The sequence below is a fragment of the Halobacillus kuroshimensis DSM 18393 genome (assembly GCF_000425705.1).
GTDB classification, from domain to species: Bacteria; Bacillota; Bacilli; order Bacillales; family Halobacillaceae; genus Halobacillus; species Halobacillus kuroshimensis.
In genome coordinates this window covers 186,316-212,428 of record NZ_AUDY01000012.1, presented here as the reverse complement: position 1 = coordinate 212,428, position 26,113 = coordinate 186,316, and the positions used below count along the sequence as shown (strand labels likewise).

Sequence of the window (26,113 nt, the reverse complement as noted above, 5' to 3'; positions counted from 1 at the left end):
CGTTGAATGGTCTATTTTAACTATACCCGATGTTGTCGAATAAAGACACATCCAGCCGATTAAAAGTGTGAGGAAGCCTCCTGCACAGGGTACACTAGGAGAAAAAGGGAGAGAATGACGATGAGCACCTATTCGATTGTCTGGTTCCGGAATGACCTGCGTGTCCACGACCATAAACCCTTGACCAGAGCTGTCACAGCAGGGCATCCGGTCATCGCACTTTATATTTTCGATCCATATGATTACAGCGATCTTTCCTATGGTTTTATAAAAACCGGGCCTCACCGGGCACAATTTATACAGGAAAGTCTTGAAGACTTGAGGAGGAACCTGGCTGAACTGGGCGTGCCGCTTTTGATTAGGTACAAAGACCCAAAGGATGCTTTCCTGGAGATGAGCTGTGATTTCACGATTGACGGAGTGTACCTTCATGAAGAAATCGCCAGCGAAGAGCAACAGACCGAAGGACGAGTAAGAAAAGCCCTGCCGGGAGTTCCTTTTTATGTCGATCATGGACATAACCTGTTTCCACCGGAAGACCTGCCGTTTTCCACCTGGGATGTGCCAGATACGTTTTCCCAGTTTAGAAAAAGAATCGAAAAAAATGGGGGGACGCCCCCGAAAGCGATCGCTCCACCTCAAGCAGCTGTAAAAGCGGAGCTTCCAAATAAGATAGAGGAAGGGAAGATTCCGGACGCCGCTGCCTTAGGCATGGAGATCGAGCGGAAAAAGCCGCGTTACCATGGCGGATCGACAGCGGCTAAACAGCGGCTCCGGGATTACATCTTTACTAAGGACCGACTCCGGGTTTATAAGGAAACAAGAAACGGGATGCTTCTTGAAGACGATTCCTCTAAATTTTCTCCTTATCTGGCCAACGGAAACCTGTCTCCGCGGGTCGTGTATGAGCAGATTCAGCACTATGAAAAAAACTATACGAAAAACAAGTCGACCTATATGCTTTACTTCGAACTGCTCTGGCGGGACTACTTCCACCTCGTGCATCGGAAATACGGCGGTCGTCTCTTCTACAGGACAGGGCTGAATGGTTTGGAGATCCCCTGGAAAACAAACCAAGAGCATCTGCAGGCGTGGATGGACGGCCGCACGGGCTATCCGCTCGTAGATGCAGCCATGCGGGAATTAAAACAGACCGGTTTCATGTCCAACCGGGCCCGCCAGAATGTGGCCAGCTTTTTCACAAAGAACCTCGGTCTGGACTGGCGGATCGGTGCCGCCTGGTTTGAATCACAGCTCGTCGATTATGACGTAAGCAGCAATTACGGCAACTGGTTGTATATCGCAGGAGTCGGAAATGATGCCGTTTCCTTCCGGGCCTTTAACGTGGAAAAACAGGCGCAGGATTATGATCCTGATGGGGATTACCTGCGCTATTGGCTGCCGGAGCTTCGTGAACTGCCTGTACCTTGGATTTTCAAGCCTGGGGAAATGGGTATGATTGAGCAGGAGCAGTACGGGGTCCAGCTCGGGGAGGATTATCCGTTTCCCATCGTCGACTTATACGAATCGATGCGGGAAATGAAAAAAGCCTTCGAGGAAGCTTCGAAATAAGAAAAAGCCGCGGGAACAATTACCTTCCCGACGGCTTATTTTCATGCCTGCTTCGTTTTCCGTTTTTTCCGTAGATAAAAGAGGAGGGTTGCAATGGTCACGAGACCTGCGACAGCGGTAATGATGATGTTGCGAATGTTAGGGACGGCGAGTTCCACCATCATATTCGTTGTACCGGCGGTCTGGATATCCCACTGCAGTTCATTTCCGTCCGTCCGGTCGGCGTTGTGGTCTTTGGGTGCAATCGGAAGATCAAGCGTGAAGGTGAGGTCCAGCTGATCCGAAACCATCTGCTGCATCCCGCCCATCATTCCGCTGTTTTCAAGATTTATTTCACCTTCCACCTGATATGTAGTCGTAAACCACCCGGGCTCCTCCGACCATTCCACAGGGAGTCCTTCCATGACGTTTCCGATCCCGGCGGCTGCCGGCTGTTCCAGCTGATCCGGAACCTGGATTTCCTCGATGTTTTCAAAAGCCTTTCCGGCGGTAAAACCGGTGTAGCCATCCTCTTCGTACGGGTCAACCTGGTAGCCGCGGGATTCGAGGTCCTGTTCCGCTTCATCAATCACGCCCTGCATCCGCTCCATGAACAGACCCGCCTCTTCCTTGTTCACACCAATCTGCACCTGTGCCTCACCGCTTTTATCTTTGTTGACAGTCAGCTTCACATCGCCCTGCACACAGCCGCTTATTACAACCAGACTGAACAGAAACAGCACTCCCAGTCTCATTCTCATACTCCTTCTCCCCTTTTCAAAAAACACTCTCGAATATACGCACCGATATCCCTCAGACTTTCCCGTTTTCCATACCGCCCGTGATGTGCCCCACGATCATCCACACGGCTGCCCAGGCCCAGAAACGGCTCGGACGGCTTGAAATCGAGGCCGATGACAGGTACATCAAGAGTGGGGTATGTACCAAAATGAAACCGGGCAGAAGGGAATCCTTCTACGTTCATGGATGAATCGTAGGACACATCATAGACATCTCCAAACCTTCTCCTGTGTTCTCTGCCAAGCAGCAGGATAAGGGAAGGTTGTAAATAATGCAGCGTCTCTTCAAGCACTGCCGTTACTTCAGGAAGACGCAGCAGCTTCTCTTTGCTTTTTATTTTACCCATAAACTGGAGCGTCGGAAAAGGAAAAGCATCGACATGAACAAGAGGGGGCTCGTTTTGATAAAAAGATGCTTCCATCCCGTTCATAAAGCCCTCAAGCTTCGCTCCCCCCTTTCTGCCAAACCATCGGGTATACGCGTCTTCCCCCCTGAAATAGTCCTCGTATTTCTTGATGACGGCTGTCTGCCGGTCATCATCTTCTTGAAAAGATGCGAGTAGATCTGCACTTTCCTGGTCAAATGACTGCGCCGTTGTCTGCCAATCGGCCTGGTCGTTCAAAAAATACCGGGACGTCGGGTTTGTCCCAATGGTAACGATGGGATGCTCCCGCTTCTCCCCAAGCCATAAGACAGGAACCGACCGGTGGATGAGCTCGTTACGGACGTCTGAACGTCCCAGCCTGCTTTGAATATCAACCGCCCTGCTGAGCAGCTGGCGGGCTTCTTTTAAATCATCAGTCATCGATTTCCCTCCTCCCCCTTCCATTCCCGCCGCGACCACTATTTAACAGCGTAGAGCGGGTTTCCTTTGGGGACGATAAAGACAGGAGGGATCTCATCATGGATGGACGACCATTAACGATTGAACATTTCAACGAACGCTTCCAACGATGGAGCGGTGCCGATATTGTCATTACAAAACTGGAGCTGAACGATAAGGATACAACAGAGATGCATCTGGATCACATCGCTTACGGGACGGATGCTGCACGTCTGGATGAATACCTGCCTATGCATTCCCTGTTTTTATATGGAGATGGCGAAGCAGAAATCGGCCCTCAGCAGATGGAGCCGCTCCCAGCACCCTATTACGAAATCCCTCTGCAGGATACGACGCAGTATCTATACAGTCCGGAGGGCTTTATTGTCACGACGGACCGGGCAACCTACATCATTCAGAAAAAATAACGGCCTCGGCATCGGGGCCTTTTTACAAAAATAAAAACAGGGAAAATCCCTGCCGTCAAAATTTATATCCGAACACCACAACATCCACAGCATTCAGACCCGTTCCTCCATCAGCCTCTGTTTTTATCGTCAGTCCCGTTCCAGGCACATTAAAAACCCTTGTAAACTGCTGTCCCGGAATGACCCGGAAGGAATCCAGCAGGAGGAAATTCACACCTTCCACTTTCACAATCAATTTGAACGTGACAGGCCCTTCCGATACCACCCGGTTGCCGCCGGCCACCCGGATGGAGTAGAACGGGCGGACATCAATGCCGCCGGGCAGATCCTTCGTCACATCCACGGTAGCCCCTGATTCAACCGTCTGACCTCCCGGCTCCGTCATGAAAATTAAATTATTCCCGCGTGAAACAGCCTCAGCCACCTCAACCACTCCTCCCCTTCTCTATCCTATGAAACCATGGGGGATTTAGGGAGTAGAAATCACACCTTTTCGTTTTCTTCCGCTCCTGACGCAGACGCTCTTTCCCTTCCCGGACTTTCTGCCTGTTTCCAATGCACCTTGTCAGATTTTCCAGGTTGCGTACGATAGAAATGGTGGACACCCCTGGATCAAACCTCATGACCTCCGCAATTCAATTGTGAAGGAGAATGTACATGGATCTGCTGACTAAAGGTCTCTTTACCTGCGCCATCCTGCTTTTCTTTTTTCCAATCACCAGCTACGCCGGCTCCATAAAAGATGGAGCCTCCGGGAACCCCGGGGAGTGGTACGTGGGAGACACACCCGCTTCTGTAACGGAAGAGAAACGCCCCATTCTTTTCATCCACGGCCTCAACAGTTCATCAGAAACGTGGTACGAGAGTAATGATATGTATACCACCGCTCTCGATAACGGCTACGAAACAGCCTTTATCGATTTGTACCCAACCAAGGATATGTGGGACAACGGGGAGCTGCTGGCCGGTAAAATCGAAGACATGTATCATCATTTCGGCGAAAAAGTCGTCATCGTCGCTCACAGCAAGGGCGGCATTGATACACAGGCGGCTCTTGTTCATCACGGCGCCTCTCCCTATGTGGATCGTGTCATTACCCTGTCCTCCCCCCACCACGGCTCGCAGCTTGCCGATCTTGCCTACAGCAGCTGGGCAGGATGGCTTGCCGGCATCATCGGCAGTAAAAATGAAGCCACCTATTCCCTGCAAACTGGGTACATGAGCTATTTCCGCTCCACCACCGACAGCAGCCCGGATATCGATGCCGTCCCGTTTTACACGTTCGGCGGTACGGAATGGGGCAGCTTCGGCAGTTCCCTGTACTGGGGAGGCTTGTACTTAAGCTCATACGGCAGTAATGATGGAGCCGTTACAGTGAAAAGCTCCCGCCTCCCTTACGCCCAGGAATTGAAAGTTGGAAAATGGGATCACACGAGCATCAAAGAAGGCTCCTCCACGTTTCCCCTTTTCCGTCCTTACTTGAATGAGACCGCTCCGCTCGCGGCATTCGGAATCGAAACAGCCGCTGTGACAGAAGAAACCGAGCCGGCGGCCGGTCAGTATGTGTCGGGTGGCGAATACACAGGACGCACACGGGAGACCGTTATTGTAGAATCCGGAGCAGACGCCGTCACCTTCGACTGGATCAGTTCCAGTCCAGATGTTGACTTGAAGCTTGTCTCCCCTGATAAAAAAACCTACAGCGGCTTTAAAGCTGCGAAGGATGAAACAGAGGTGCTTGAAGGATCCTATCATCACACACTGAAAATCGATGACCCCGCAGCAGGCAGATGGAAGCTGGAAGCCCGGAGTCCAGGCGGGGAATCCTATCTGCTCAACACCTCCTTTGACAGTGAACTGAATGAAAAAATCAGCGCCTCGATCAACCTGGATGAGCTGAAAGTGAAAAACAAAGACGCCCGTCTGAAATTCAAAAGCGACATGACCGTCATCCACTATAAAAACGGTCGTCAGAAAGAAACGAAACTGAAAGCAAAGCAGCAATCAGGCGGGTCGTACCAGCTTCCGAAGCTTGGAGAAGGTGTGTACAGCCTGACCATCGAAGTAGAAGGAACCTATCAAAAAGAAAAGTTCGCCCGGACGATGATTTCCTCGGTCTACATCGACCAGAACGGCAGGGTGTACAGCGAGGACTTTTAAAACAGCTGGACAGATAAAAACGGCAGGAGAACGTGTGACGTTCTCCTGCCGTTTTATTAGGATTGTTTCTGCAGCGCTTCCTCTAAAGGCTCCTTCAATGCAGGCGCAAGGGTTTTGGAGTAAGCTGTACTCAAATGGTGTTTGTCACGGTATACAATAACATTGCCGATGACAGGCTCACACACTTCTTCCCCGCAGAAGTAATCCGACAAATCCACGAATGTAACATTCTCCGGGATACCATCCGTATTTTCCCATGGCACGACATCAGATAAGGCTTCATCTCTGGAAACCGCACAATCCTCAATCGACCCCTTTTCCTCAATACAAAGCGGCGTATCCTCTTTCATCCGCGGATTATCACGCACAGCCATAATATGAGTCGTCCCTTCGAGCTTCTTCCACTGTTCAAGATAGCCGTCCGGCACCGTCGCTCCACTATTGACTGTGGATGTTGTAAAGACGAGATTCGGCGGGTCCTCCTGGAGATCCTGCAGCACTTTTTCATTCCATTCCATACACGTTTCGTTCAACAGCCCGTCAAAATCATCGTTGGAGAACCGGCAGGCATCCTTATTGTAAAGGTCGATTTTCAAATTCAGATCATCAGACAGTTCACTGAGGGCCGGGAACCAGTGTCCGGAGTGGGAGCCACCGACGAGGGCAACCGTATAGTCCGGATTCTCCGTCTCTCCCATAGAACAAGTTTTCATCCCTTCTTCACTCGTATACATGAAGCATTCTCTGTCCTCATAAAAGGCAGGCAGCTCCTCCTGCACTTCAATGGTCGATGGATAAGGATCCAGCTCTTCCGCATCTACATTATAGAAGACGGCCTGAGCACCTGGATAGTCCCCTGCCTCATAAGCCTTCCCCTGCATCTGACTCACGTAAAAATTCCATCCGCCATTAACGAGAAGAACAGGGACAATCAAGGCGGTGAGCGCTTTTCCGATTTTCACCTTCGACGTTTTAACGCTCAAGTTACGGACGGGGGCTTCAATATAGGTTACCGTTACATAAGCAAGCACAAGGGCAGCTGCTATAATGACCGCCCCGGCGAAAATTGATGCCTGACTGGTATCAAACCAGGCAAAATAGAAAATCAAAAGCGGCCAGTGCCACAAATAAAACCCGTAGGAAATGCTTCCGAATTTGAGGAAAGGCTTGGAGCCTAACAGACGGTCCACACCGAATCCGCCGCTGTTTTCAGCCGATATAATAACAAAAATCACGCCGGAGGCCGGTAGAAGAGCGACCCATCCGGGAAAAACAGTGGATACCGGAAGCAGGATACCCGTAAGAGAAATGACGGCCAGGCCGGTCCACCCAAAAATCACAGACACACGTCTGTTCAGCTTCACATACGGCAGAAGCAAAGCGACGATTCCTCCGAGACTGAACTCCCACGCACGCGCAAACGTATCAAAGTAGGCCCACGGCTGGTTTACGGCCGTTTTGTAAACAGAGTACGAAATAGATAACACGAACAATGTGATCAACACGCCGAGCAGTGTTTTCCGGACCGGTGTCTTCAAAACTTTACGTGCAAGAAAATAGGCGGCCGTGATGACAATCGGCCAGGTTATGTAAAACTGCCCCTGTACGGATAATGCCCAGAAATGCTGAAAAGGGCTCGCCTGGTTGTTCTGCGCCAGGTAATCAACGGAACTGAAGGCCAGCTGCCAGTTCTGGAAATAAAACACCGAAGCGAATCCTTCAGCGATGATCTGCTTCCACTGGGCCTGCGGAAGAATCCAGATGGAGCCGACAAGGGTGAACAGCACGACGATAAACGCAACCGGAAACAGCCGGCGTCCAAGCCCCAGCAGGTATTCTCCTAAATGGATATTTCCCTGCTTGAGCATTTTGGAAAGCAGGGATGTCGTTATCAGGTAACCGGAAACGATAAAGAATACATCCACACCGCCGGAAACCGATCCAAGCCATATATGGTATACCGCCACAAGGAAGGCGGCAACCGCACGCACGCCTTCGATTTCCGGACGGAATCTTTTCTCAGAGGTCCTTAAATCATTCACTCATCACCATCTCCATTTCTCTCCTCCTCCTATGTATCCTCTCAGCATATCGGACCCCTCCAAGACTGTGAACCTTTCAAGAGATATTTTTACTAGATTTGCAGAGTTTTTACAAAAGGATATCCATAAGTTATTGACTCACCTGGTTGGCAAGTTTCGTTAAAGGGGCTGCAACATCGACGACATCCTCCCCGCCAAGCAGAATGTAATCGCGGATGGAACGCTTCTGGATCGTGTTCTCAAGAGATTCAGGGACCTCCTCTTTTCTGACAAGCAGAAGCGGGGCATCTTTTTTGGCAGCCAGCACAGCTCCTGTAAGAGCATCCGCATAATTATAGCCGGTAGCGGCAAGGGCCTGCTGATGACCGACGTCCAGCGTTTCAATGATCTCTGCGGCTGTATCAAACCGCGTATCTCCAGCAATCCTTTCCACTTCTGCAGGCAGCTGGGACGCTGCTTCTTCGCTGATGACACCGGTTCCTCCAATAACATGGGCAGTCGCTGTATTTGTAAGCGCTTTTAACGTAACCTCCGGGACAGACTCGGGTCTTGTTAATAGAATAGGTACTCCCTGCCTCGCTGCGTATGGGGCAGCCGCCAGCGCATCCGGATAGTTCCGGCCTGTGGCGATCACTGCTTCCCCGGAATCCGAGTTCAGACTTTCAGCGATAAGAGCAGCCGTTTCATAACGGTCCGATCCTCCAATCCGCTCCACAGATGAGAGGTTCATGTCATTCAACTGATTCTCCACCCTCTCACTCACCGCACCGGTGCTCCCTAAAATGATCACCTTGTCCGCTCCAAGGCGTTCAATTTCTTCCTTAGCCGCCGGGGTCAATTCTCCTGATCTCGTTAATAGAACAGGCGCATCGTTTTGATAGGCCAGCGGGGCGCCGGAAAGAGCATCTGGGAAATCAAACGCTTTCGCAAGAACCACCGTTTCTGCTCCATCCTGCCATCCTTCCTTGGATATCTCCACAGCTGTTTCTATACGGGTCGCGCCCTTCAACCGTGTCGTTGCCGGCGTCAATGCGCCCGAAGCCACGTAGCCGGTTCTTCCGTCCTCCAGCTGGATACGGTAACGGACCCAGTGGCGGGCCGGTGATTGATCCGACTCATCATAATAAATGGAAGCATCGATGATTTCCGCTTCTTGTCTATCACTCAGACGGAAGCCGCCGTTTCCATCCTTTGTCCGGCGCACGTTTGTGCCGTCGACTGTGATGACCGTATCACCTTCCTCAAACATCTGCCGCGATTTCGTCAGCGGCCCGTCGACATCATAATGGTCTACGGCAAATTTCACTTCTGCATCATTATCAGAAGGGTCATAGATGAAGTCATCCTTTTCAAAAGGAAGATCTGTCAGCGCCATTCCGTTGTTATAGTTTTCGATATAGCGGAAGACCTTCTCCTGATAGGCATCGGTATTGACCGAACCGTCCGCCTTCACGACCGGGCTGTTCACTTCCACGACACCGTTGTAGGCCATAACAGGAAAATACCAATGTTCAATAACATCCTTGGATGCGTCATTAACGGTCGGAATCACTCCACGCTCCGCAAGCTTCCATTTATCGAGCAGAATATCCAGCCCAACGTCCATGTTATAGCCGATGTCGCTTCTTAACCGCTCTGTATCGTATCCATCATCCGTCACCTGCATAATTCCAATGCCTAAACTGCCGTCATCCTCTTTATTCACATTCGCTTTCGTTTGTCCGTCATCCGTCCACTGCGACCAGTTGGATTCAGCAAAGGCGACTGCTTTGGCTACTTCCGGTGGAATATTCCGTTCCAATGCTTTTTCCGTCAGCATTTCAGCAATGTCTGAACAGGAAATCTCCTCATAGTTTTCGCAGGCATACGTTCCATCTGCCGCTGATGTAACGGTCGGCAGCATTCCGAATACCAACACCGAAGCCAGCAGCAGTCCGCTCACTTTTTTCATGCAATCCCCCGTTTCTTCCTAATCATCTATAACTCTACCATTTATAAAAATAATTGGAATACTTGTGAGAAAATCTTCCAGCTGATCTTTCACAATTGCACTTTTATAACAAATTCAAAAAACCACCGGCTCTTATGAAGAGCCGGTGGTTCAATCGAAGTTATTTAATTTTCCCCGGATGGCCGTCCTTGATGACTTTGGTTTTGTCATTCTGGATCGCAAGCTTGATGGTCGGCGCCAGTGTACCACCGAAGTGGGACATCTGATACTCCGGAGTCGTTCCTCCAAGATCTGAGATGTTCTTTCCATCAAGATCATGGAAGTTATAGAAGCTGATCACTTTTCCGTTTGGAAGGACCATCCACGAGTAGGATTGGTACGCATGTTCTTCCGGGTTCGCCAAGACTAACCCACTGTCGTTCAGCGGTTCATAGCCGGACGTCAGTTCATCGGACGAAAAACCATACAGGCCGTCCGGCGCATCGAGGTCCGGTCCGAATTTATGTTCATGCGTATTCGTGAACAAGTAGTATTGATTACCCTTGGTTACGATATGCGGACGCTCAAGCTCCTGGTTGACGTAATTCGCTTCCAGAATTGGTGGTAGGGCTTCATATTCGGTGTAGGAATCGTTCGTTGCTTCAGCAATTCCGATCGCCCCGTTGAATAATTTTGCAAACCCTTCGTCTGTGAAGCTGAAGTCATTCTGGAAAGAGCTGCTTCCGATATAATTCGTATCCAGCGTACGCTCCGCTGGTGTTCCGGCAGAGTTGCCTTCGAACAGGATATAGTCTTTCCCTGTTTTCGGATCTTCGAAGAACCATGGATCACGGAACGTATAGCCGATGTCCCCCTCTTCCGCCTGTTCTTCTGTCTGGTAGTGTTCACCTTCAGGCTCAAGAATAATTGAGTGGTTAAAGTTTTCGAAAGAAATGCCTTTAGAAGATGCGTTGACATCTCCTTTGGCAAGAGCAAGACGCTGTTCATAGGTGACGTCTTCCTCCCCTTTACGACCTGTAGCTGTATAGAACAGATTCAATTCCCCGTCTTCAATCATCGCAGAGCCGGCCCACTGCCTTGAACCGTATGCGCCCGTTGGATCAAACGCCTCTCCGCCAAGCTCCCAGCTCTTGCCGTCTTTGGAATAGAAGTAGCGGATTGTCGCTACATCATGTCGTTTACCTGGAAGCAGGTCGGACGGAGCCGTCAGGGAGAAAATCACGTAGTAGCCGTTCACTTTGGCGACCGAGCCGTCTTTGTTACGAAGCGGCCATGTATCCCAAACATGAAGTTCTGGAGCCATTTTTTCAAAATCCGGCTCGATATAAGGCGCGGTTGTATCTTTCGTGCGCTCAATCTGTGAGGCATCTTCAATCGTCCAGTTGGAAGTCTGACTGGTTTCTGCAGAAACAGAACTGCCAAATGCCAGCGTGGAAACAAGAGCGGTCGTCACTAAAAAGGAACGTTTCATCCATGTATTTGTTTTCATCGTTCTCCTCCTTGTTTATAAACAGGGAGCCGGCAGGTCGTGCCGGCTTTGTTCATCAAAACTTACCCGTGAATTTCACCTTCACCCATCTCACGCTTAATTTCAGAAGTATCACCTTTCAACTTCAGTTTAAGCGTTGGGGCAAAGGATCCACCCTGCTGGAAGTTTCCATTTTCATCATGGTATTCGTTCACAAAGCTGATCACCTGTCCGTGTGGAAGCACGGCCCAGGAGTATGCCTGGAATGGATCTTCAGCCGGGTTGGCTATAACAAGACCCGTATCGTTCATCGGCTCGTAATCACCGAAAAGGGAGTTGGCGTGGAAGCCGTAAAGACCATCCGGACCTTCAAGTCCTGGAGCGAACGTAAATTGGTGGGAGATGGTGAACAAGTAATAGTCATCACCCTTCTGGACAACGTGTGGACGTTCCAGCTGCTGGTTCACACCATTCGCTTCCAGAAGAGGCGGCATTAATTCAAATTCTGTCAGGTCTTCGTTTTCTGCTTTAGCAATCCCGACATTTCCGTTATAGTCTTCAGCGCCGGCAGGAACGTCTTCGTCTACATCACCAATGTGTTTCTCTTCGAGTGTCTTTTCATCGCCACCGGTATTTCCTTCGAAGATGATGTATTCTTCGCCGGTTTCAGGGTGTTGGAAGAACCAAGGATCACGGAAAGAATAGATAATGCTTCCGGTCTTTTGTTCCTGTGTCTCGTAATACTCGCCATCTGCTTCAGCAAGAATCTGGTGGTCGCCATTGTTCGTTACCTGGAAACCTTCTTTGTTATCGTAATCCATTTCAAATGTGGTCTTAGCCAGACGCTGCTCGAATGTCGGACCTTCATCCTTACGTCCTGCAGCCGTGTAGAACAAGTGGATCGTGCCGTCTTTCTCCATCATTGCTGAGCCGGCCCACTGGCGGTAACCAAGCGCCTTGTCCGTGTCATAAGGGACCGTACCCATTTCCCAATCTTTACCGTTCTTAGAATAGAAGTAGCGGATTTCCGCATGATCGTGGCGGCCGCCCCATGTGTATTCTTTGCTCGCTGTCAGCGCGAACTGTACATAGTACCCGTTGATCTTGGCGATGGAACCATCACGGTTACGAAGCGGCCATGTGTCCCAGATCCAGTAGTCCGGGGCAACATCTGTAAAGGAATCAATGTTTGGGGCTGTGTTTTCATCTGTTAACGTGAAGTTTTGCGCGTCTTCACGGGACCACACAGGTGTGTCATCTGTGGATGCTGCGTGAGAAGTTGTTGGGAGCTGGGCAAACGTGCCGATCAGGATAAAAGCAGAAAGCGCCAGTTTAGATAAGAGCGAATGATTTTGTTTCATGTTTTCTTTCCCCTCCAGAATTGTTAAGTATATGAAGTGTGCTCCGGAACACGTCTTAACTTTACGTGGTAAAACAGGGGGGGTCAACGCCGGAAATCCCGCCATTCACGCTTATGCCAAAAGTCATGAAAAGGCATCTTTCACAAGGATGACAGCGATTTCTCCACTACTATGCAAAGGATTGCACAAAATGTAAAAATAGGGGAGAAGAGGGATATTCAATGTAATAAATTCCCATTTAAACCATTCTAAAATCCAGTTTCATACGTCCTTTATACCCCCCTTTGAATGTTCGTTAAATGAATAGAAAGAACCAATACTCCAACGAATGTTTGTTCTTTTCCGAGAATAGTAAAATTACGATTAAATCCTTTCACATCAGTATTTTTAAGTCGTTAATAACCATTACAATGTGAAGCGCTTTATAGGAAATAAGACATAAAAAAGACAGACGGGTCCCGTCTGTCTTTTGCACATCTATATACCTAGAAAACTTTTGCAAGGTTCCATTTGTGAAGATAGAAGCTTGCAGCTGCTGAACTGCTGAAACGAATGCTCGTGTCCTGAACAGATGGATAGAACCGGGCGGTCATCACGCAGGCACCATCATTAGCGAAAACTTCGATGGAGGACGTATCTACATATATCCTCAGACTATCAAGCTGCGGTACTTCCACCTGCCGCTTTTCGACGGTTCCATCCACATAGCTCTGGCGTTCCAGGGTGAGCACCTGTTGACCCCTGGAATATAGAATCCTTGCATTTCCACCGATGGCCACACTCATCCAGCCCTCTGCAACGTCGATATCACTCATCATCAATTCAACGGCTTTCCCATGAACACCATCCAGGGTACGGCTCTCTTTGTTAAGGCTGACCTGATGATCAACGGCATCTCCCTGCCTGAGTGCTTCCAATTCCTGAACCGGCTGTTGGTGCATCTGCCCGTCCTGCCACGTCAATTCTCTTGGCAGCGTCATGTTATGCAGCCACTTATGGGCAATCGTCGGGTGATCCTGCTCATTCTGATCCGGTACACTCATCCAGCCGAATAAAAGACGGCGTCCCTTTTCATCCAGGGTCGTCTGCGGCGCATAAAAGTCAAAACCGTGATCAAGCTCTGTAAATGCACCATGCTCGTACGTCCCTTCTTCCGAATCGAAGGTACCTGTCACATAGCCAGCCTGGTAAACGTTTTGATAGTTCATGCCGTCCGCTTCCAGCCCCTGCGGAGAGAAGACAAGCACATCACGTCCATCCAGATCAAATAAATCCGGGCACTCAAACATATACCCGAACTCCCCGAGAGGTTCCTGACCGGCGCCGGCAAGAATACCGGCATGGGTCCAGTCCATCAGATTCTCTGAGGTGAATAGAGCGACTGCCCCTTTCTTATCTTCCGTCTGTGCGCCGATGACCATAAACCAACGGCCGTTCTGCTTCCATACTTTCGGATCGCGGAAGTGGGCGGTATAGCCGTCAGGCAGATGGGCGACGGGCCCTTTTTTATCAAAATGAATGCCGTCTTCGGATACAGCGAGACACTGGTACGATTCCCGGTTTCCATTTTCATCTTTTACGTTTCCTGTGTAAAAGGCATAGAGCTTCCCGTCATGCTCGATGGCACTGCCGGAATAGCAGCCGTTTTTTTCAAACCACTCGGACGGTGTCAGAGCGATCTCTTCATGCGTCCAGTGGACAAGGTCCTCGGATGAGTAATGCCCCCACAGTTTAGCACCGTGGTCGGTTTTATACGGCATCCACTGATAAAACAGATGGTACGTGCCCTGGAACTGAATGAAGCCGTTCGGATCGTTCAACAAACCGACAGGAGGCATGATGTGGTAATGGAGACGATACGGATCGCTCTCCACTAGAGACTGATGCTTTTCGATTTCTTCATAAGCGCTCTTTCGCAGTTCTTGATCTTTAGACATCGATTACTCTCCTGACTGAAGGCGTGTTTGAACTTCTTCGATGGTCGGAAGGGCCGTCATCGCTCCCTTTGTCGATGCAGCCAGTGCTCCGGAAACGGCTGCGAATTCTGCCATTTTCACAGCTTCCGCAAGCGTCAGTTCCTCCATGTTCCCCTCATAACGGTTCAGCTGATAAAGCATACCGGAGACAAACGCATCTCCAGCCCCTGTTGTATCGACCGCTTTTACTTTCATCGCCGGTACGTGCTCGACGCCTTCTTTCGTAGAAACATAGCTTCCGTCTCCGCCCATGGTAATGAGAACGAGAGGGATTTCATACTTCTCGAGGGCTTTCAGGCCGGGCGTGATTTCTTTTTCTCCTGTGATGAATTCCAGCTCTTCTTCAGAAAGCTTAAGCATATCCGCTTCCCCGAGCATGGAAATGATCGTTTCGCGGGCCTGTTCTTCAGATGGCCAAAGCATCATGCGCAGGTTGGGGTCATAGGAAATCAGCATCCCTTTTTCCCTGGCCAGCTCCACAGCCCGCTTCGTCGTATCTTTTACCGTATCTCCGATCATGGAGATGGAACCGAAGTGAAGCACTTTGTGTGTATCAAAGTCAGATTCCTGAAGATCGGAGCGCTCTAAAAACTGGTCCGCACTGGGATGGATATAAAAATCGAAGCTGCGTTCTCCGTCTTCCGCGTTCGTCACGAACACAACACCCGTACGCACATCACCCGTCAACGGCATGGCATGGGTCTGCACACCGAAATCTTCGAGGGTTGTCTTCAGAAAACGTCCGAGAACATCATCGCCGACCTTCCCTAAGAACGTGGATGGAACCCCGAGTCTTGCGAGACCGACCGACACGTTAGCCGGAGCACCGCCGGGACTTTTCTGGTAGTTCACATTGTTTTTATCCAAGGGAATAAAATCGATTAACGCTTCACCGAGCGAGATGACACCATTTTTCATCACTAATTCCTCCTTTGAACCTTTGTATGAATCATACGAAACAAATCCCTACCAGACAAGCTGGTAAGGACTTGAAAAAAGGATTTACTTCGCTTCTTCCTTCCATCCAAGAAGAAGAGTGGCAATGACCGCACCGCCGACAGCGATCAGACAGCCGATTCCGTAGTTGATCGGGTCCTGCGCGATCGCAAACATCGGAATACCTGTCAGACCGATACCGTTCGCCATGACTTTGGTGAAGACGACGTAAGCTCCGCCGAGCGCACCACCAATAGCTGCACCGATGAACGGGCGGCGGTGCTTCAAGTTCACACCGAAGATCGCCGGCTCTGTAATTCCGAGGAATGCGGAAATGGCAGCTGGAAGAGCGATTTCTTTCGTTTTCTTGTTGCGTGTTTTAAAGAAGACGGCAAGTGTCGCTCCCCCTTGAGCAATGTTGGCCATCGCCCAGATTGGAAGCAGGTAGTTTCCGCCGACGTTATTCAACAGCTCCGCCTCAATGGCGTGGAAGCTGTGGTGTACCCCTGTCAATACGATCGTAGAGTACAAGCCCCCGAAGATCAGTCCGGCAATCGGACCGGCCGTTTCATAGACCACATCAAGAGCCGTTGTCAATCCATTCCCAAGTGCACGGCCGAGCGGTCCTACAACAAGGAGCGCTACGAAACCGGTGAAAATAACGGTAAGGAACGGGGTAAGCAGAAGATCGACAGCGTTCGGAACGATCTTACGGAAGTTCTTTTCAAGCCAGGACATGACGTAGACCGTCAACAGAACAGGGATAACAGTCCCCTGATACCCAAGCATTTCAACGCCGAAGCCGAAGAAGTCAAGGGTTTCCGGCTGGGCATCAGAAAGCCCCCACGGATTCAAGAGGGCCGGGTGGGTCATAATCCCCCCGATAACAGCGCCTAAATACGTATTCCCTCCGAATTCTCTTGCTGCACTGAAACCGATCAGAATCGGCAGAATGATAAAGGACGCAGAGGAGAACATATCCAGCATGACAAATAGTCCGCTGGCCGGGTCCATCCATTCGTACGTACGCATCAAACCGAGCAGCCCCATCAACATACCGGCAGCTACGATAGCCGGGATAATCGGAACGAAGATGTTGGAAAGCGTCCGCGCAAAACGGGCGAACGGGTTCATTTTGCTTTTTGCTGCATCTTTATGGGAAACGGAGGCGTCTTTCTTTTCCTCTTCCTCCCCCATGGACGCGCCGACAAGCGGGCCGAAGTGGGCGAATACTTTGTTCACGGTTCCCGTTCCGAAGATGACTTGATACTGGCCGGAGCTTGAGAACGCCCCTTTGACGCCATCAAGTTCTTCCACAGCCGATTTATCTATTTTGCTCTCATCATCCATAACGAGGCGGAGACGAGTGGCACAGTGAGTGGCGCTGACAATGTTCTCTTTTCCACCAAGCAGAGGGACAAGCTGTTCAGCAACTTCTTTGTGATTCATGATGATTCCTCCTTTATTTTTCCAATAAAAAAGACCTAAAACGCATAAAGAATGCGGATAGGTCCCTGAAAAAGGATACACCTATGCTTCTTTACACATTTTAGGTCTTGCCTGCTACTGCAGTAACAATCCTACATTATTCAACTTTGGATTGACTCCTATTCTAAACGATGAAAACGCTATCGTCAACCATTTTCAATCAAAAACGATCACTTCATCAATCGTTGAATATGAAGGGCGATATAGGCGATTTCAGACTCAGGAAAATCGATGCTGTATTCTGCTTTCAAAAAAGCCGCGACCTTTTCCGACGCCTGGAATGCATCGCTGTACTTCATTTTTATCAGCTCGAGCATATCTTCGTCAATCGGTTCGAACTGGCTGCCTTCCTCCACACGGCTCAAGGCATAACGAAGGTGGGTCACAAGACGCTGATAATTGATGCTTGTCTCTTCGATCGTCAGCCCGGCGGTCTCCTCCACTTTTTCTACGATGTCCCGGAGAACCGTCGCTGTCTGCAGCGACTCCTGCATCGACGGGGAGTCCATCTTGGCTGTATGGATGTGCAGGGCGATATGCGCGACCTCATCGGTCGGAATATCCACGCCCAGCACCTTCTTGATTTCCTCCTTCGCCCACAGCCCCGCTTCATATTCCTTCTTATAGAGGAATTTGATTTCATGCGTCAGCTTATTGTGAATCGGAAATCCCTGCTCGAGACGTTCGAGCGCAAAGGAAAGGTGATCCGTAAGCGCTATATGGATATGGTCATTCAAAGGCGCTTCCAGGTGGCCTTCCGCATAACTGATAATCCGTTCAGCCAGATCGATATGCGCTTCCGGGAGTGTCGCAAGCAGCTGCTGGAACTTTTCTGATGACTGTTCCCGAAGCAGGAAGATCTTTTCGATTTTGTTTTTGGGGACGATATCGTTCCGCTTCTTTTGAAAAGCCAGTCCCTTTCCCATCACGATTTTTTCCTGTCCTCCGTCATAAACGACCACGGCGTTGTTGTTCAAAATTTTAAAAATGCGCATAAAGCCCCTCCGGTCCATAATATCTCCTAACAGTTTACCACGAATGCTTCCCCTTATGACACACTCAGGCCCCGTCAGCCCAGGGCCAGAAGAAAGCGTTTTAAAAAAATCCGTTAAAAGCGTTTTCAATTTCCATAATCTATGCCACAATACTTGTATACAAGTTAGACAAGTATACGAAAACCATTAAAGAAGGTGAATCGATGACAGATTCCATCCCTTATTTATATCCTGAAAAATGGCTGAATAAAGCATCGGCCGGCGAACGTGTCGCCTCTGAGCTTCGGATCCGGATTATTGCCGGTTTGATTGAAAGCGGTTCAAAGCTTTCCGAAAACCAGATGGCCACCGAATTTTCCGTCAGCCGCTCCCCGGTCCGCGAAGCCCTCAAGCTGCTCGCATCGGAAAACCTGATCCGTCTGGAACGGATGGGAGCGGTCGTTCTTGAACTGTCCGAAAAGGAAATCCAGGAAATCTATGATGTCCGTCTTTTGATCGAAACATTCGTTTTCGAACGACTCGTCAAAAAGGACACAGCGCAACTTGTGAAGGAACTGAGCAAGACAATGGAAATGATGAAGATCGCCATCAAGTACAAAGATGCTGACGATTTCTCATATGAAGATGTCCTGTTTCACGAAACGATCATCCGCTCTATTGATCATTCCCACATTTTCATGATCTGGAAGAACCTGAAGCCGACACTGGAAAGCCTGATCCTTATTTCCATGCGCATGCGCTTCAAGGAAAAGTACGACGATTTCGAACGGATCATCAACAACCATGAATTGTATATCGAAGCCATCCGTCAGAAAGACCGCGATCTTATGGTCGAATCGCTGCACAAAAATTTCGATGACGTCCAAGGAAGTGTCGAGGATTTATGGAGGTCACAGCAGATCTATTCAAAAGGAGTCGAAAGCGATGACTAACTATATGATGGGTGTCGATATCGGCACCACAAGTACAAAAGCTGTCTTGTTCACCGAACAAGGAGAAGTCGTGGAGAAAGCGAATGTCGGCTATCCCCTACATACGCCGGACATCTCAACAGCGGAACAGGACCCGGAGGAAATTTTCCAGGCTGTTTTGGAAGCGGTCACACTTGTTAAAGGGGCCCATGCGGACAAAGCCGTATCCTTCGTATCCTTCAGCAGTGCGATGCACAGCCTGATTGCTGTCGATAAGGACGGCAGCCCGATCACCCCCTGCATCACATGGGCGGACAACCGCAGTGAGAAATGGTCGGAAAAAATCAAAACCGAGTGGAACGGGCACAGCATCTACCGGAGAACGGGTACACCGATTCATCCGATGAGTCCGCTCAGCAAAATAACATGGCTCGTCCAGGAACAACCTGAAATCGATTCCAAAACCTATAAATATATCGGAATCAAAGAATATGTATTTTATAAACTGTTCGGTACCTATGTGATCGATCATTCCATCGCTTCAGCGACAGGGATGATGAATTTGGAGAAGCTCGACTGGGATGAAGAAGCCCTTGAGGTCGCCGGCATCGGCCGTGAAAAACTGTCTGAGCTCGTTTCCACGACTTCTCTGTTCACCGGACTGAAAGAAGAATACGCCAAGGTTACCGGTCTTGATCACAACACTTCCTTTGTAATCGGAGCCAGTGATGGGGTCCTTTCCAACCTTGGAGTCAACGCCATCAAAAAAGGGGAAATCGCCGTTACGATCGGCACAAGTGGAGCAATCCGCACAGTGATCGACAAGCCGCAGACCGACGAAAAAGGCCGGATCTTCTGCTACGCGCTGACCGAAGATCAATGGGTCATCGGAGGACCGGTCAACAACGGCGGCATGATTCTCCGCTGGATCCGCGATGAATTTGCTTCCTCGGAAACAGAAACGGCGAAACGCCTCGGCATCGATCCTTATGAAGTGCTGACGAAAATCGCAGAAGGCGTCCGACCGGGATCAGACGGACTGCTCTTCCACCCTTACCTGGCTGGTGAGCGGGCCCCGCTTTGGAACCCGGATGTACGCGGCTCCTTCTTCGGACTGACGTTATCCCATAAAAAAGAGCACATGATCCGAGCTGCTCTGGAAGGGGTCATCTACAACCTGTACACGGTTTTCCTTGCGCTGACGGAATGCATGGACGGACCGGTGACAAGAATTCAGGCGACCGGAGGGTTTGCCCGTTCGGAAGTGTGGCGCCAGATGATGGCCGATATCTTCGAATCCGAGGTTGTCGTGCCGGAAAGCTATGAAAGTTCCTGTCTTGGAGCCTGTATTCTAGGACTCTACGCTACAGGCCGGACAGATTCACTCGATATTGTATCCGGGATGATCGGCAGCACCTTCAAGCATACACCGGAGGAAGAAGCGGTCCATGAATACCGCCAGCTGCTTCCGATGTTCATCCAGCTGTCCAGATCTCTGGAAGAAAACTACGCCAGCATTGCCAATTACCAACGAAACTTAACCAACTAAACAAACGGAGGGTTTACGATGCCATTATTAATGGTCGCTATTGGAATCGTCGCTTTACTTATCTTGATTATGGGACTCAAGCTGAACACATTTGTTTCCCTGATTATCGTCTCCTTCGGTGTTGCCGTCCTACTCGGCATGCCGCTTACGGATATTGTACCAACCATCGAGGCCGGTCTCGGCGGAACGCTCGGCCACCTCGCCTTGATTTTCGGTCTTGGAGCTATGCTCGGTAAACTGATTACAGACGCCGGTGGTGCCCAGCGCATTGCCATGACCTTCGTGAATAAGTTCGGAGAAAAGAACATTCAGTGGGCCGTTGTTGCCGCATCCTTCATTATCGGGATCGCGTTGTTCTTTGAAGTCGGACTTGTCCTGTTAATCCCGATCGTTTTTGCGATTTCAAGAGAGCTGCGCGTATCGATTTTGTATCTGGGAATCCCGATGGCAGCCGCCCTGTCCGTCACTCACGGCTTCCTGCCGCCTCACCCGGGCCCGACAGTTATCGCTGGTGAGTACGGGGCAGACCTTGGTGAAGTGCTGCTGTATGGAATTATCATTGCTGTCCCGACGGTCATTCTTGCTGGTCCGATTTTCACAAAAATGGCGAAGAAAATTGTCCCGGACTCTTTCAAAAAGCAGGGGAACATCGCTTCTTTAGGCGAACAGAAGTCCTTTAAGCTTGAAGAGACACCAGGCTTCGGTATCAGTGTTTTCACAGCTATGCTGCCCGTCATTCTCATTGCTATTTCTACAATTATTACATTGATTCAGGAAACCATGGGTGTAGAATCCGGCGGCTTCCTCTCTGTTATAAACTTAATTGGAAACGCATCCACAGCGATGATCATCTCCCTGCTTGTGGCGGTTTACACAATGGGGATCGCTCGTAACATTCCGATGAAAGACGTGATGGACTCCTGCTCCACAGCCATTGCCCAGATCGGTATGATGCTGTTGATTATCGGGGGCGGCGGTGCCTTCAAGCAGGTCCTGATTGACGGCGGTGTCGGTGATTATGTGGCGCAGATGTTCGAGGGCTCTTCCATGTCTCCACTGCTGCTTGCCTGGATTATTGCTGCGATCCTTAGAATCTCCCTCGGTTCTGCTACAGTGGCTGCTTTGACGACGGTCGGCCTTGTCACACCGCTTCTCGGGCAGACAGATGTGAACCTGGCACTGATGGTGCTTTCCACAGGTGCCGGAAGCTTGATTGCTTCCCACGTCAACGACGCCGGTTTCTGGATGTTCAAGGAATACTTCGGCTTAACGATGAAGGAAACGTTCGCCACATGGACGCTCCTGGAAACGATCATTTCCGTTGCCGGTCTTGGATTCGTCCTTCTGTTCAGCCTTTTTGTTTAATCAAAACAAAACCCGCACGAAGATAGAAAGTCCTATCCTCGTACGGGTTTTTTATTTTACACAGCCGTCATGACAGCCAAATAAAACGATACAATCATTAAACTCCCGGCAGCCGTCACTATACTAAGCGAAGGCCTCTTCACTGCGGAAGCGATAGTGAGCAGGAGGAACAAAGAGCCGATCAGACCGAGCATCCAGCTCACCGGTCCGAACGACATCGTCACTTCGATGAGTTCCGAGCCGCTTTCCCCTGTAAACGCCCGGTACAAAAAGGAAGCTTCTTCTCCTTTTGTCCCCTCCTGATTTGGCGTACCAGCCCGGCCCATGGCAGACGTCAAAGCAAAAGCGCCGAGAGCAAACCCGCTTTCCGCCTTCGTCCACGGAAGCGGATTAAAACGCTGGTCACCGGCCTTTTTACGGAACAACACCCCGTTGACCAAGGCGAACAAAAGGATGCCGATGACAAACAGGTGCTTGACGAGAAGGGCCTGACCGTAGTTCGATGGCAGGGATTGAGCGTAGCCTTCCAACGCATTCATATCCGGAGAGCCAAAACTGTACAAATCCACGGACATCGTGAAGTACCCGGCGGCAAACACGACAATCAGACTGGAGACAGCCGTCGGTGTGTACCACCGTAGAAAGGATCCCCAGTTCTTTTTAGACACAGCAAACCAGCTGACCATCAGGAGGAGGCCGATCCATACGGATGCCCCGAGAAAATGCAGGGTATGAAACACATGGCCCGACGCTCCTCCGATGGACGCTGCATGTGCGGCCATTGAATAGGAAGCCGTCATTGCAGCGACAAGCCCTAAAGATACATAGAGCAGACCCGTTTTTTCCTTTACACCCTTTGTTGTCCAGATAAGAAGAAGGAGCATAGAGAAAAGGGCTGTCAAAAGAAAGGCACGTCCGACGGCAAACTCAAAAATGACCTGAATGAAGGCGCTCCCCCACCCTCTTGATGATGCAAGCAGATCGACGATGGGAAGCACCGGCAGGAAAGATCCGAATGTCACCAGCAAAGCACATGCCTGAATCAGCCTTTGATCTATGCGTACCGGAGGTTTCAGATGGTCCGGTACAAGCAGCAGGATCAGAGATCCCATTAATAAGGAAAACGAAAGGTACAAAAGCAGTTCAGTCAGTCCAATCAGAATCCCCATTGGTACTGACTCACTTCTTGCTGCTGAACAGCTTCACAGCGAGTACGATAACAACGACAAGAAGCAGGAGCGCAACAACAATCATGAACACAGGCAGGCTGTTTTCCTCTTCCGGCTCCTGTTCGCTGTCCACGTCTGTTTCCGTTTGATCTGCATCGGTGTCTGTTTCTGTATCGTTCTCCTCTTCAGGAGCCGCTTCTCCGGTCGTTTCCGTGTTTTCTTCAGAAGCTGGTCCGTCTACAGTAAAGCTGAATTGTTTCTCTATTACATGACCATCCGCACCGATGATTTCCCAATTGACCGTGTACGCTCCATTTTCAAGGGCGTCATCAAACACGGCGGTCATCGTCTGATCAGAGATCGTCACCTGGGACGGCGCAGGAGCCTCTCCTTCCGCTTTCGATAATTCAAGCGTGCTTCCCTCTTCAATGACTGTATTGAAGTTTAGTTCGATCGTATCCAGTGGTTCTTCCACCGTCTCCCCTTCAGCGGGCGTCGAGTTTTCCAATGATGTATGAGCATGGACCGCCGGAGTGAACAAGCCAAGAGCGACGATCAGTGCCAGTAAGGCCGTTGAAATTTTGTGCATAATTTTTCCATCCTTTCTCCATATTAAGACTAAGTAAATGAAAGCCTTATGATTGGCTATTGAAGCCGGAGTATTTTACTATAGAGATAACGGGTATCACCCCTTTACGGATCACCCATCCCATGAAGACAGACTTCCGTAACCAAGCTAAGTTTATGTGATAGAATCATTCAAAGTCAAAGTTTCTCATCGTTTGTCACAAAATCTCCATGTTCCCCGGTTTTATAAGATCCATTCCCACAAAGCAAACCCTCTGGTGAACCGCTCTACACAGCTGTTCAGAAGAAATTCCGACAAAACCTTATAAATGTTGACAAATAAAACAATGTATATAATAATAGTTACTGGATAATAATTATTATAAATAACTGCGCCCATTTTTCTGCAGTTAAATCTCTACCTATATCAGGAGGAATTTTACTATGTCCCTAATCGGAAAAGAAGTACAATCATTCCAGGCGAAAGCATTCAAACAAGGTGAATTCATCGACGTTTCCAACGAAAACTTCAAAGGTCAGTGGAGCGTTGTTTGTTTCTACCCGGCAGACTTCTCTTTCGTATGCCCGACAGAGCTTGAAGACCTGCAGAACAACTATGCAGCTCTTAAAGAACTAGGTGCAGAAGTATACTCTGTTTCTACAGATACACACTTCGTACACAAAGGCTGGCACGACAGCTCTGAAAAAATCGGTAAAATCGAATACGCTATGATCGGGGATCCTTCCCAGCAGCTATCCCGTCAGTTCGACGTTCTTAACGAAGAAGACGGCCTTGCTGACCGCGGAACATTCATCATCGATCCAGACGGCGTTATCCAGACGGTAGAAGTTAACGCAGGCGGAATCGGCCGCGATGCAGATAACCTGATCGGCAAAATCAAAGCCGCTCAATACGTTCGCAACAACCCAGGCGAGGTATGCCCTGCAAAATGGGAAGAAGGCGAAGAAACCCTTACACCAAGCCTTGATCTCGTAGGTAAAATCTAAGGAGTGTCTTAATCCATGGTTCTCGATGCACAAATAAAAGCACAACTGGAACAGTACCTGCAGCTTTTAGAAGGTGACATCGAACTGAAAGTCAGCGCGGGAGACGATAAGGTCTCCCGTGACATGCTGGCTCTCACCGATGAGCTTTCTGCCATGTCACCTAAGATTACTGTCCAGAACACAACACTTAAACGTACACCAAGCTTCAGCGTAAACCGCCCTCAGGAAGAAACGGGCATCACGTTTGCCGGCATTCCTCTCGGTCATGAATTCACCTCTCTCGTCCTCGCCCTCCTTCAAGTGAGCGGCCGTGCTCCGAAAGTGGATGACACGATGATTGAGAAAATCCAGAACATCAAGGGCGAGTTTCATTTTGAAACATTTGTCAGCCTGAGCTGCCACAACTGTCCGGACGTGGTGCAGGCCTTGAATATCATGAGCGTGCTGAACCCGGGCATCACCCATACAATGGTGGACGGTTCTGCCTTTAAAGAAGAAGCAGAGAGCCGCAACATCATGGCTGTTCCATCCGCCTTCCTGAACGGTGAATTCTTCAATGGCGGTCGCATCAGCCTTGAAGAGATCGTTGCCAAAATCAGTGAAGGCCCATCTGCTGAAGAGTTTACAGAGCGTGAGCCTTATGACGTTCTTGTCGTCGGTGGTGGACCAGCTGGCGCGAGTTCTGCCATCTACTCCGCCCGTAAGGGAATCCGTACCGGCATCGTAGCCGAACGATTCGGCGGCCAGGTGCTGGATACGATGACGATTGAAAACTTCATCAGTGTAAAAAGCACGGAAGGACCGAAGTTTGCCGCAAGCCTTGAAGAACACGTCAAAGACTATGATATCGATATCATGAATCTGCAGCGTGCCAAGGACCTGCGCAAAAATGAAGAAGGCATGTTTGAACTTAAACTCGATAACGGCGGCGTACTGAAAAGTAAAACCGTCATCCTTTCCACGGGTGCCCGCTGGCGCGAAACCGGTGTTCCGGGAGAAGACGAGTTTAAAAACAAAGGTGTCGCATTCTGTCCGCACTGTGACGGTCCTCTATTTGAAGGCAAAGACGTAGCGGTCATCGGCGGCGGAAACTCCGGCGTGGAAGCAGCGATCGATCTTGCTGGTATCGTCCAGAACGTCACAGTCCTTGAATTCGCAGACACATTGAAAGCGGACGATGTCCTGCAGGAACGTCTGCACAGCCTGCCGAACGTCGAAGTGAAGACAGGTGCCCAGACGACGGAAATTACCGGCGATGAGAATGTGAACGGCATCACGTACATCGACCGTGCTTCCGGCGAAGAGCAGCACGTGGACCTTGAGGGCGTCTTCGTCCAGATCGGTCTCGTGCCGAACACCGAATGGCTCAGCACAGATGTTGAAACGAATAAGATTGGTGAAATCATTACAGATAAACACGGATCTACAAGCATTCCTGGTTTGTTTGCTGCCGGTGACGTTACCGACAGCCCGCATAACCAGATCATCATCTCCATGGGAGACGGGGCCAACGCAGCGCTTGGCGCCTTCGATTATCTGATCCGCAACTGATCTTTCTATAAAA

Annotated in this window: 21 protein-coding genes; 8 read left to right on the top strand and 13 right to left on the bottom strand. The window is 49.9% G+C overall.

The annotated features are described in order from the left end of the window. The first annotated feature begins 120 nt into the window (after positions 1-120). Positions 121-1,572: a DASH family cryptochrome gene (locus H615_RS0115625; protein WP_027956022.1), complete on the top strand. Its 1,452-nt coding sequence runs from the start codon at positions 121-123 to the stop codon at positions 1,570-1,572. 41 nt (positions 1,573-1,613) lie between these two features. Here the strand turns inward: H615_RS0115625 and H615_RS21880 are convergent, their stop codons facing one another. Beyond that, positions 1,614-2,312 carry an LppM family (lipo)protein gene (locus H615_RS21880; RefSeq protein WP_027956021.1) on the bottom strand — a complete coding sequence of 233 codons (699 nt, stop codon included), beginning with the start codon at positions 2,310-2,312 and terminating at the stop codon, positions 1,614-1,616. Beyond that, a complete protein-coding gene (locus H615_RS0115615) occupies positions 2,309-3,157 on the bottom strand; it encodes a hypothetical protein (RefSeq protein WP_027956020.1) in 849 nt (282 codons plus the stop codon). The genes H615_RS21880 and H615_RS0115615 overlap by 4 nt, the downstream gene beginning before the upstream one ends. Before the next feature lie 98 nt (positions 3,158-3,255). On the opposite strand from H615_RS0115615, the gene ymzB reads away from it, so the two are divergent. After that, positions 3,256-3,603, top strand: a complete 348-nt coding sequence (gene ymzB, locus H615_RS0115610; protein WP_027956019.1) for a protein YmzB — start codon at positions 3,256-3,258, stop codon at positions 3,601-3,603. 55 nt (positions 3,604-3,658) lie between these two features. Here the strand turns inward: ymzB and H615_RS0115605 are convergent, their stop codons facing one another. Continuing rightward, positions 3,659-4,027 carry a hypothetical protein gene (locus H615_RS0115605; protein WP_027956018.1) on the bottom strand — a complete coding sequence of 123 codons (369 nt, stop codon included), beginning with the start codon at positions 4,025-4,027 and terminating at the stop codon, positions 3,659-3,661. Between the two features lie 233 nt (positions 4,028-4,260). Between H615_RS0115605 and H615_RS0115600 the strand changes: the two genes are divergently transcribed. After that, on the top strand, positions 4,261-5,763 hold the full coding sequence (locus H615_RS0115600; RefSeq protein ID WP_035532408.1) for an esterase/lipase family protein: 1,503 nt from the start codon (positions 4,261-4,263) through the stop codon (positions 5,761-5,763). A gap of 56 nt (positions 5,764-5,819) precedes the next feature. Here the strand turns inward: H615_RS0115600 and H615_RS0115595 are convergent, their stop codons facing one another. From H615_RS0115595 to H615_RS0115560, 8 genes are all read right to left on the bottom strand, one after another. Beyond that, positions 5,820-7,805, bottom strand: coding sequence for an acyltransferase family protein (locus H615_RS0115595; RefSeq protein ID WP_027956016.1), 1,986 nt, complete (start codon positions 7,803-7,805; stop codon positions 5,820-5,822). 130 nt (positions 7,806-7,935) lie between these two features. Beyond that, positions 7,936-9,756, bottom strand: a complete 1,821-nt coding sequence (locus tag H615_RS21875) for a cell wall-binding repeat-containing protein (protein ID WP_051254738.1) — start codon at positions 9,754-9,756, stop codon at positions 7,936-7,938. Positions 9,757-9,916: 160 nt separating this feature from the next. Further along, positions 9,917-11,245 carry a glycoside hydrolase family 68 protein gene (locus H615_RS0115585; protein WP_156896507.1) on the bottom strand — a complete coding sequence of 443 codons (1,329 nt, stop codon included), beginning with the start codon at positions 11,243-11,245 and terminating at the stop codon, positions 9,917-9,919. Positions 11,246-11,307: 62 nt separating this feature from the next. Continuing rightward, positions 11,308-12,585 (bottom strand): glycoside hydrolase family 68 protein, encoded by a 1,278-nt coding sequence (locus tag H615_RS0115580; RefSeq protein WP_027956014.1) that lies wholly within the window; start codon positions 12,583-12,585, stop codon positions 11,308-11,310. 485 nt (positions 12,586-13,070) lie between these two features. Next, a complete protein-coding gene (locus H615_RS0115575; RefSeq protein ID WP_027956013.1) occupies positions 13,071-14,522 on the bottom strand; it encodes a glycoside hydrolase family 32 protein in 1,452 nt (483 codons plus the stop codon). A gap of 3 nt (positions 14,523-14,525) precedes the next feature. After that, positions 14,526-15,479, bottom strand: coding sequence for an aminoimidazole riboside kinase (locus H615_RS0115570; protein WP_027956012.1), 954 nt, complete (start codon positions 15,477-15,479; stop codon positions 14,526-14,528). Positions 15,480-15,563: 84 nt separating this feature from the next. Beyond that, on the bottom strand, positions 15,564-16,946 hold the full coding sequence (locus H615_RS0115565; RefSeq protein WP_027956011.1) for a sucrose-specific PTS transporter subunit IIBC: 1,383 nt from the start codon (positions 16,944-16,946) through the stop codon (positions 15,564-15,566). A gap of 209 nt (positions 16,947-17,155) precedes the next feature. Next, positions 17,156-17,980 carry a PRD domain-containing protein gene (locus tag H615_RS0115560; protein ID WP_027956010.1) on the bottom strand — a complete coding sequence of 275 codons (825 nt, stop codon included), beginning with the start codon at positions 17,978-17,980 and terminating at the stop codon, positions 17,156-17,158. 203 nt (positions 17,981-18,183) lie between these two features. On the opposite strand from H615_RS0115560, the gene H615_RS0115555 reads away from it, so the two are divergent. The 3 genes from H615_RS0115555 to H615_RS0115545 are packed head-to-tail and all read left to right on the top strand — an operon-like array spanning position 18,184 to position 21,805. Next, a complete protein-coding gene (locus H615_RS0115555; protein WP_027956009.1) occupies positions 18,184-18,912 on the top strand; it encodes a GntR family transcriptional regulator in 729 nt (242 codons plus the stop codon). Beyond that, positions 18,905-20,440: a gluconokinase gene (gntK, locus tag H615_RS0115550; protein ID WP_027956008.1), complete on the top strand. Its 1,536-nt coding sequence runs from the start codon at positions 18,905-18,907 to the stop codon at positions 20,438-20,440. The genes H615_RS0115555 and gntK overlap by 8 nt, the downstream gene beginning before the upstream one ends. 18 nt (positions 20,441-20,458) lie before the next feature. Beyond that, positions 20,459-21,805, top strand: coding sequence for a GntP family permease (locus H615_RS0115545; RefSeq protein ID WP_027956007.1), 1,347 nt, complete (start codon positions 20,459-20,461; stop codon positions 21,803-21,805). Positions 21,806-21,861: 56 nt separating this feature from the next. Here H615_RS0115545 and H615_RS0115540 read toward each other — a convergent pair whose 3' ends face one another. Both H615_RS0115540 and H615_RS21870 read right to left on the bottom strand, forming a co-directional pair. Next, on the bottom strand, positions 21,862-22,974 hold the full coding sequence (locus H615_RS0115540; protein ID WP_027956006.1) for a copper resistance D family protein: 1,113 nt from the start codon (positions 22,972-22,974) through the stop codon (positions 21,862-21,864). Positions 22,975-22,984: 10 nt separating this feature from the next. Continuing rightward, positions 22,985-23,563, bottom strand: a complete 579-nt coding sequence (locus tag H615_RS21870) for a copper resistance CopC family protein (protein WP_051254737.1) — start codon at positions 23,561-23,563, stop codon at positions 22,985-22,987. 422 nt (positions 23,564-23,985) lie between these two features. Here H615_RS21870 and ahpC point away from each other — a divergent pair, with 422 nt between their 5' ends. Continuing rightward, the gene (ahpC, locus tag H615_RS0115530) at positions 23,986-24,549 is read left to right on the top strand and encodes an alkyl hydroperoxide reductase subunit C (protein WP_027956005.1); all 564 of its coding nucleotides are present in this window, start codon (positions 23,986-23,988) and stop codon (positions 24,547-24,549) included. A 15-nt stretch (positions 24,550-24,564) separates the two neighbouring features. Then, a complete protein-coding gene (ahpF, locus tag H615_RS0115525) occupies positions 24,565-26,100 on the top strand; it encodes an alkyl hydroperoxide reductase subunit F (protein WP_027956004.1) in 1,536 nt (511 codons plus the stop codon). Positions 26,101-26,113: the final 13 nt, after the last annotated feature.

What these genes read in the sequence shown, in the direction of transcription:
- H615_RS0115560 (WP_027956010.1), bottom strand. Translation starts at nt 17,980, where the DNA reads ATGCGCATTTTTAAAATTTTGAACAACAACGCCGTGGTCGTTTATGAC.
- H615_RS21880 (WP_027956021.1), bottom strand. Translation starts at nt 2,312, where the DNA reads ATGAGAATGAGACTGGGAGTGCTGTTTCTGTTCAGTCTGGTTGTAATA.
- H615_RS0115565 (WP_027956011.1), bottom strand. Translation starts at nt 16,946, where the DNA reads ATGAATCACAAAGAAGTTGCTGAACAGCTTGTCCCTCTGCTTGGTGGA.
- H615_RS0115625 (WP_027956022.1), top strand. Translation starts at nt 121, where the DNA reads ATGAGCACCTATTCGATTGTCTGGTTCCGGAATGACCTGCGTGTCCAC.
- H615_RS0115585 (WP_156896507.1), bottom strand. Translation starts at nt 11,245, where the DNA reads ATGAAAACAAATACATGGATGAAACGTTCCTTTTTAGTGACGACCGCT.
- H615_RS0115615 (WP_027956020.1), bottom strand. Translation starts at nt 3,157, where the DNA reads ATGACTGATGATTTAAAAGAAGCCCGCCAGCTGCTCAGCAGGGCGGTT.
- H615_RS0115575 (WP_027956013.1), bottom strand. Translation starts at nt 14,522, where the DNA reads ATGTCTAAAGATCAAGAACTGCGAAAGAGCGCTTATGAAGAAATCGAA.
- H615_RS0115580 (WP_027956014.1), bottom strand. Translation starts at nt 12,585, where the DNA reads ATGAAACAAAATCATTCGCTCTTATCTAAACTGGCGCTTTCTGCTTTT.
- ahpC (WP_027956005.1), top strand. Translation starts at nt 23,986, where the DNA reads ATGTCCCTAATCGGAAAAGAAGTACAATCATTCCAGGCGAAAGCATTC.
- ymzB (WP_027956019.1), top strand. Translation starts at nt 3,256, where the DNA reads ATGGATGGACGACCATTAACGATTGAACATTTCAACGAACGCTTCCAA.
- H615_RS21870 (WP_051254737.1), bottom strand. Translation starts at nt 23,563, where the DNA reads ATGCACAAAATTTCAACGGCCTTACTGGCACTGATCGTCGCTCTTGGC.
- H615_RS21875 (WP_051254738.1), bottom strand. Translation starts at nt 9,756, where the DNA reads ATGAAAAAAGTGAGCGGACTGCTGCTGGCTTCGGTGTTGGTATTCGGA.
- H615_RS0115570 (WP_027956012.1), bottom strand. Translation starts at nt 15,479, where the DNA reads ATGAAAAATGGTGTCATCTCGCTCGGTGAAGCGTTAATCGATTTTATT.
- H615_RS0115600 (WP_035532408.1), top strand. Translation starts at nt 4,261, where the DNA reads ATGGATCTGCTGACTAAAGGTCTCTTTACCTGCGCCATCCTGCTTTTC.
- ahpF (WP_027956004.1), top strand. Translation starts at nt 24,565, where the DNA reads ATGGTTCTCGATGCACAAATAAAAGCACAACTGGAACAGTACCTGCAG.
- H615_RS0115545 (WP_027956007.1), top strand. Translation starts at nt 20,459, where the DNA reads ATGCCATTATTAATGGTCGCTATTGGAATCGTCGCTTTACTTATCTTG.
- H615_RS0115540 (WP_027956006.1), bottom strand. Translation starts at nt 22,974, where the DNA reads ATGGGGATTCTGATTGGACTGACTGAACTGCTTTTGTACCTTTCGTTT.
- H615_RS0115555 (WP_027956009.1), top strand. Translation starts at nt 18,184, where the DNA reads ATGACAGATTCCATCCCTTATTTATATCCTGAAAAATGGCTGAATAAA.
- gntK (WP_027956008.1), top strand. Translation starts at nt 18,905, where the DNA reads ATGACTAACTATATGATGGGTGTCGATATCGGCACCACAAGTACAAAA.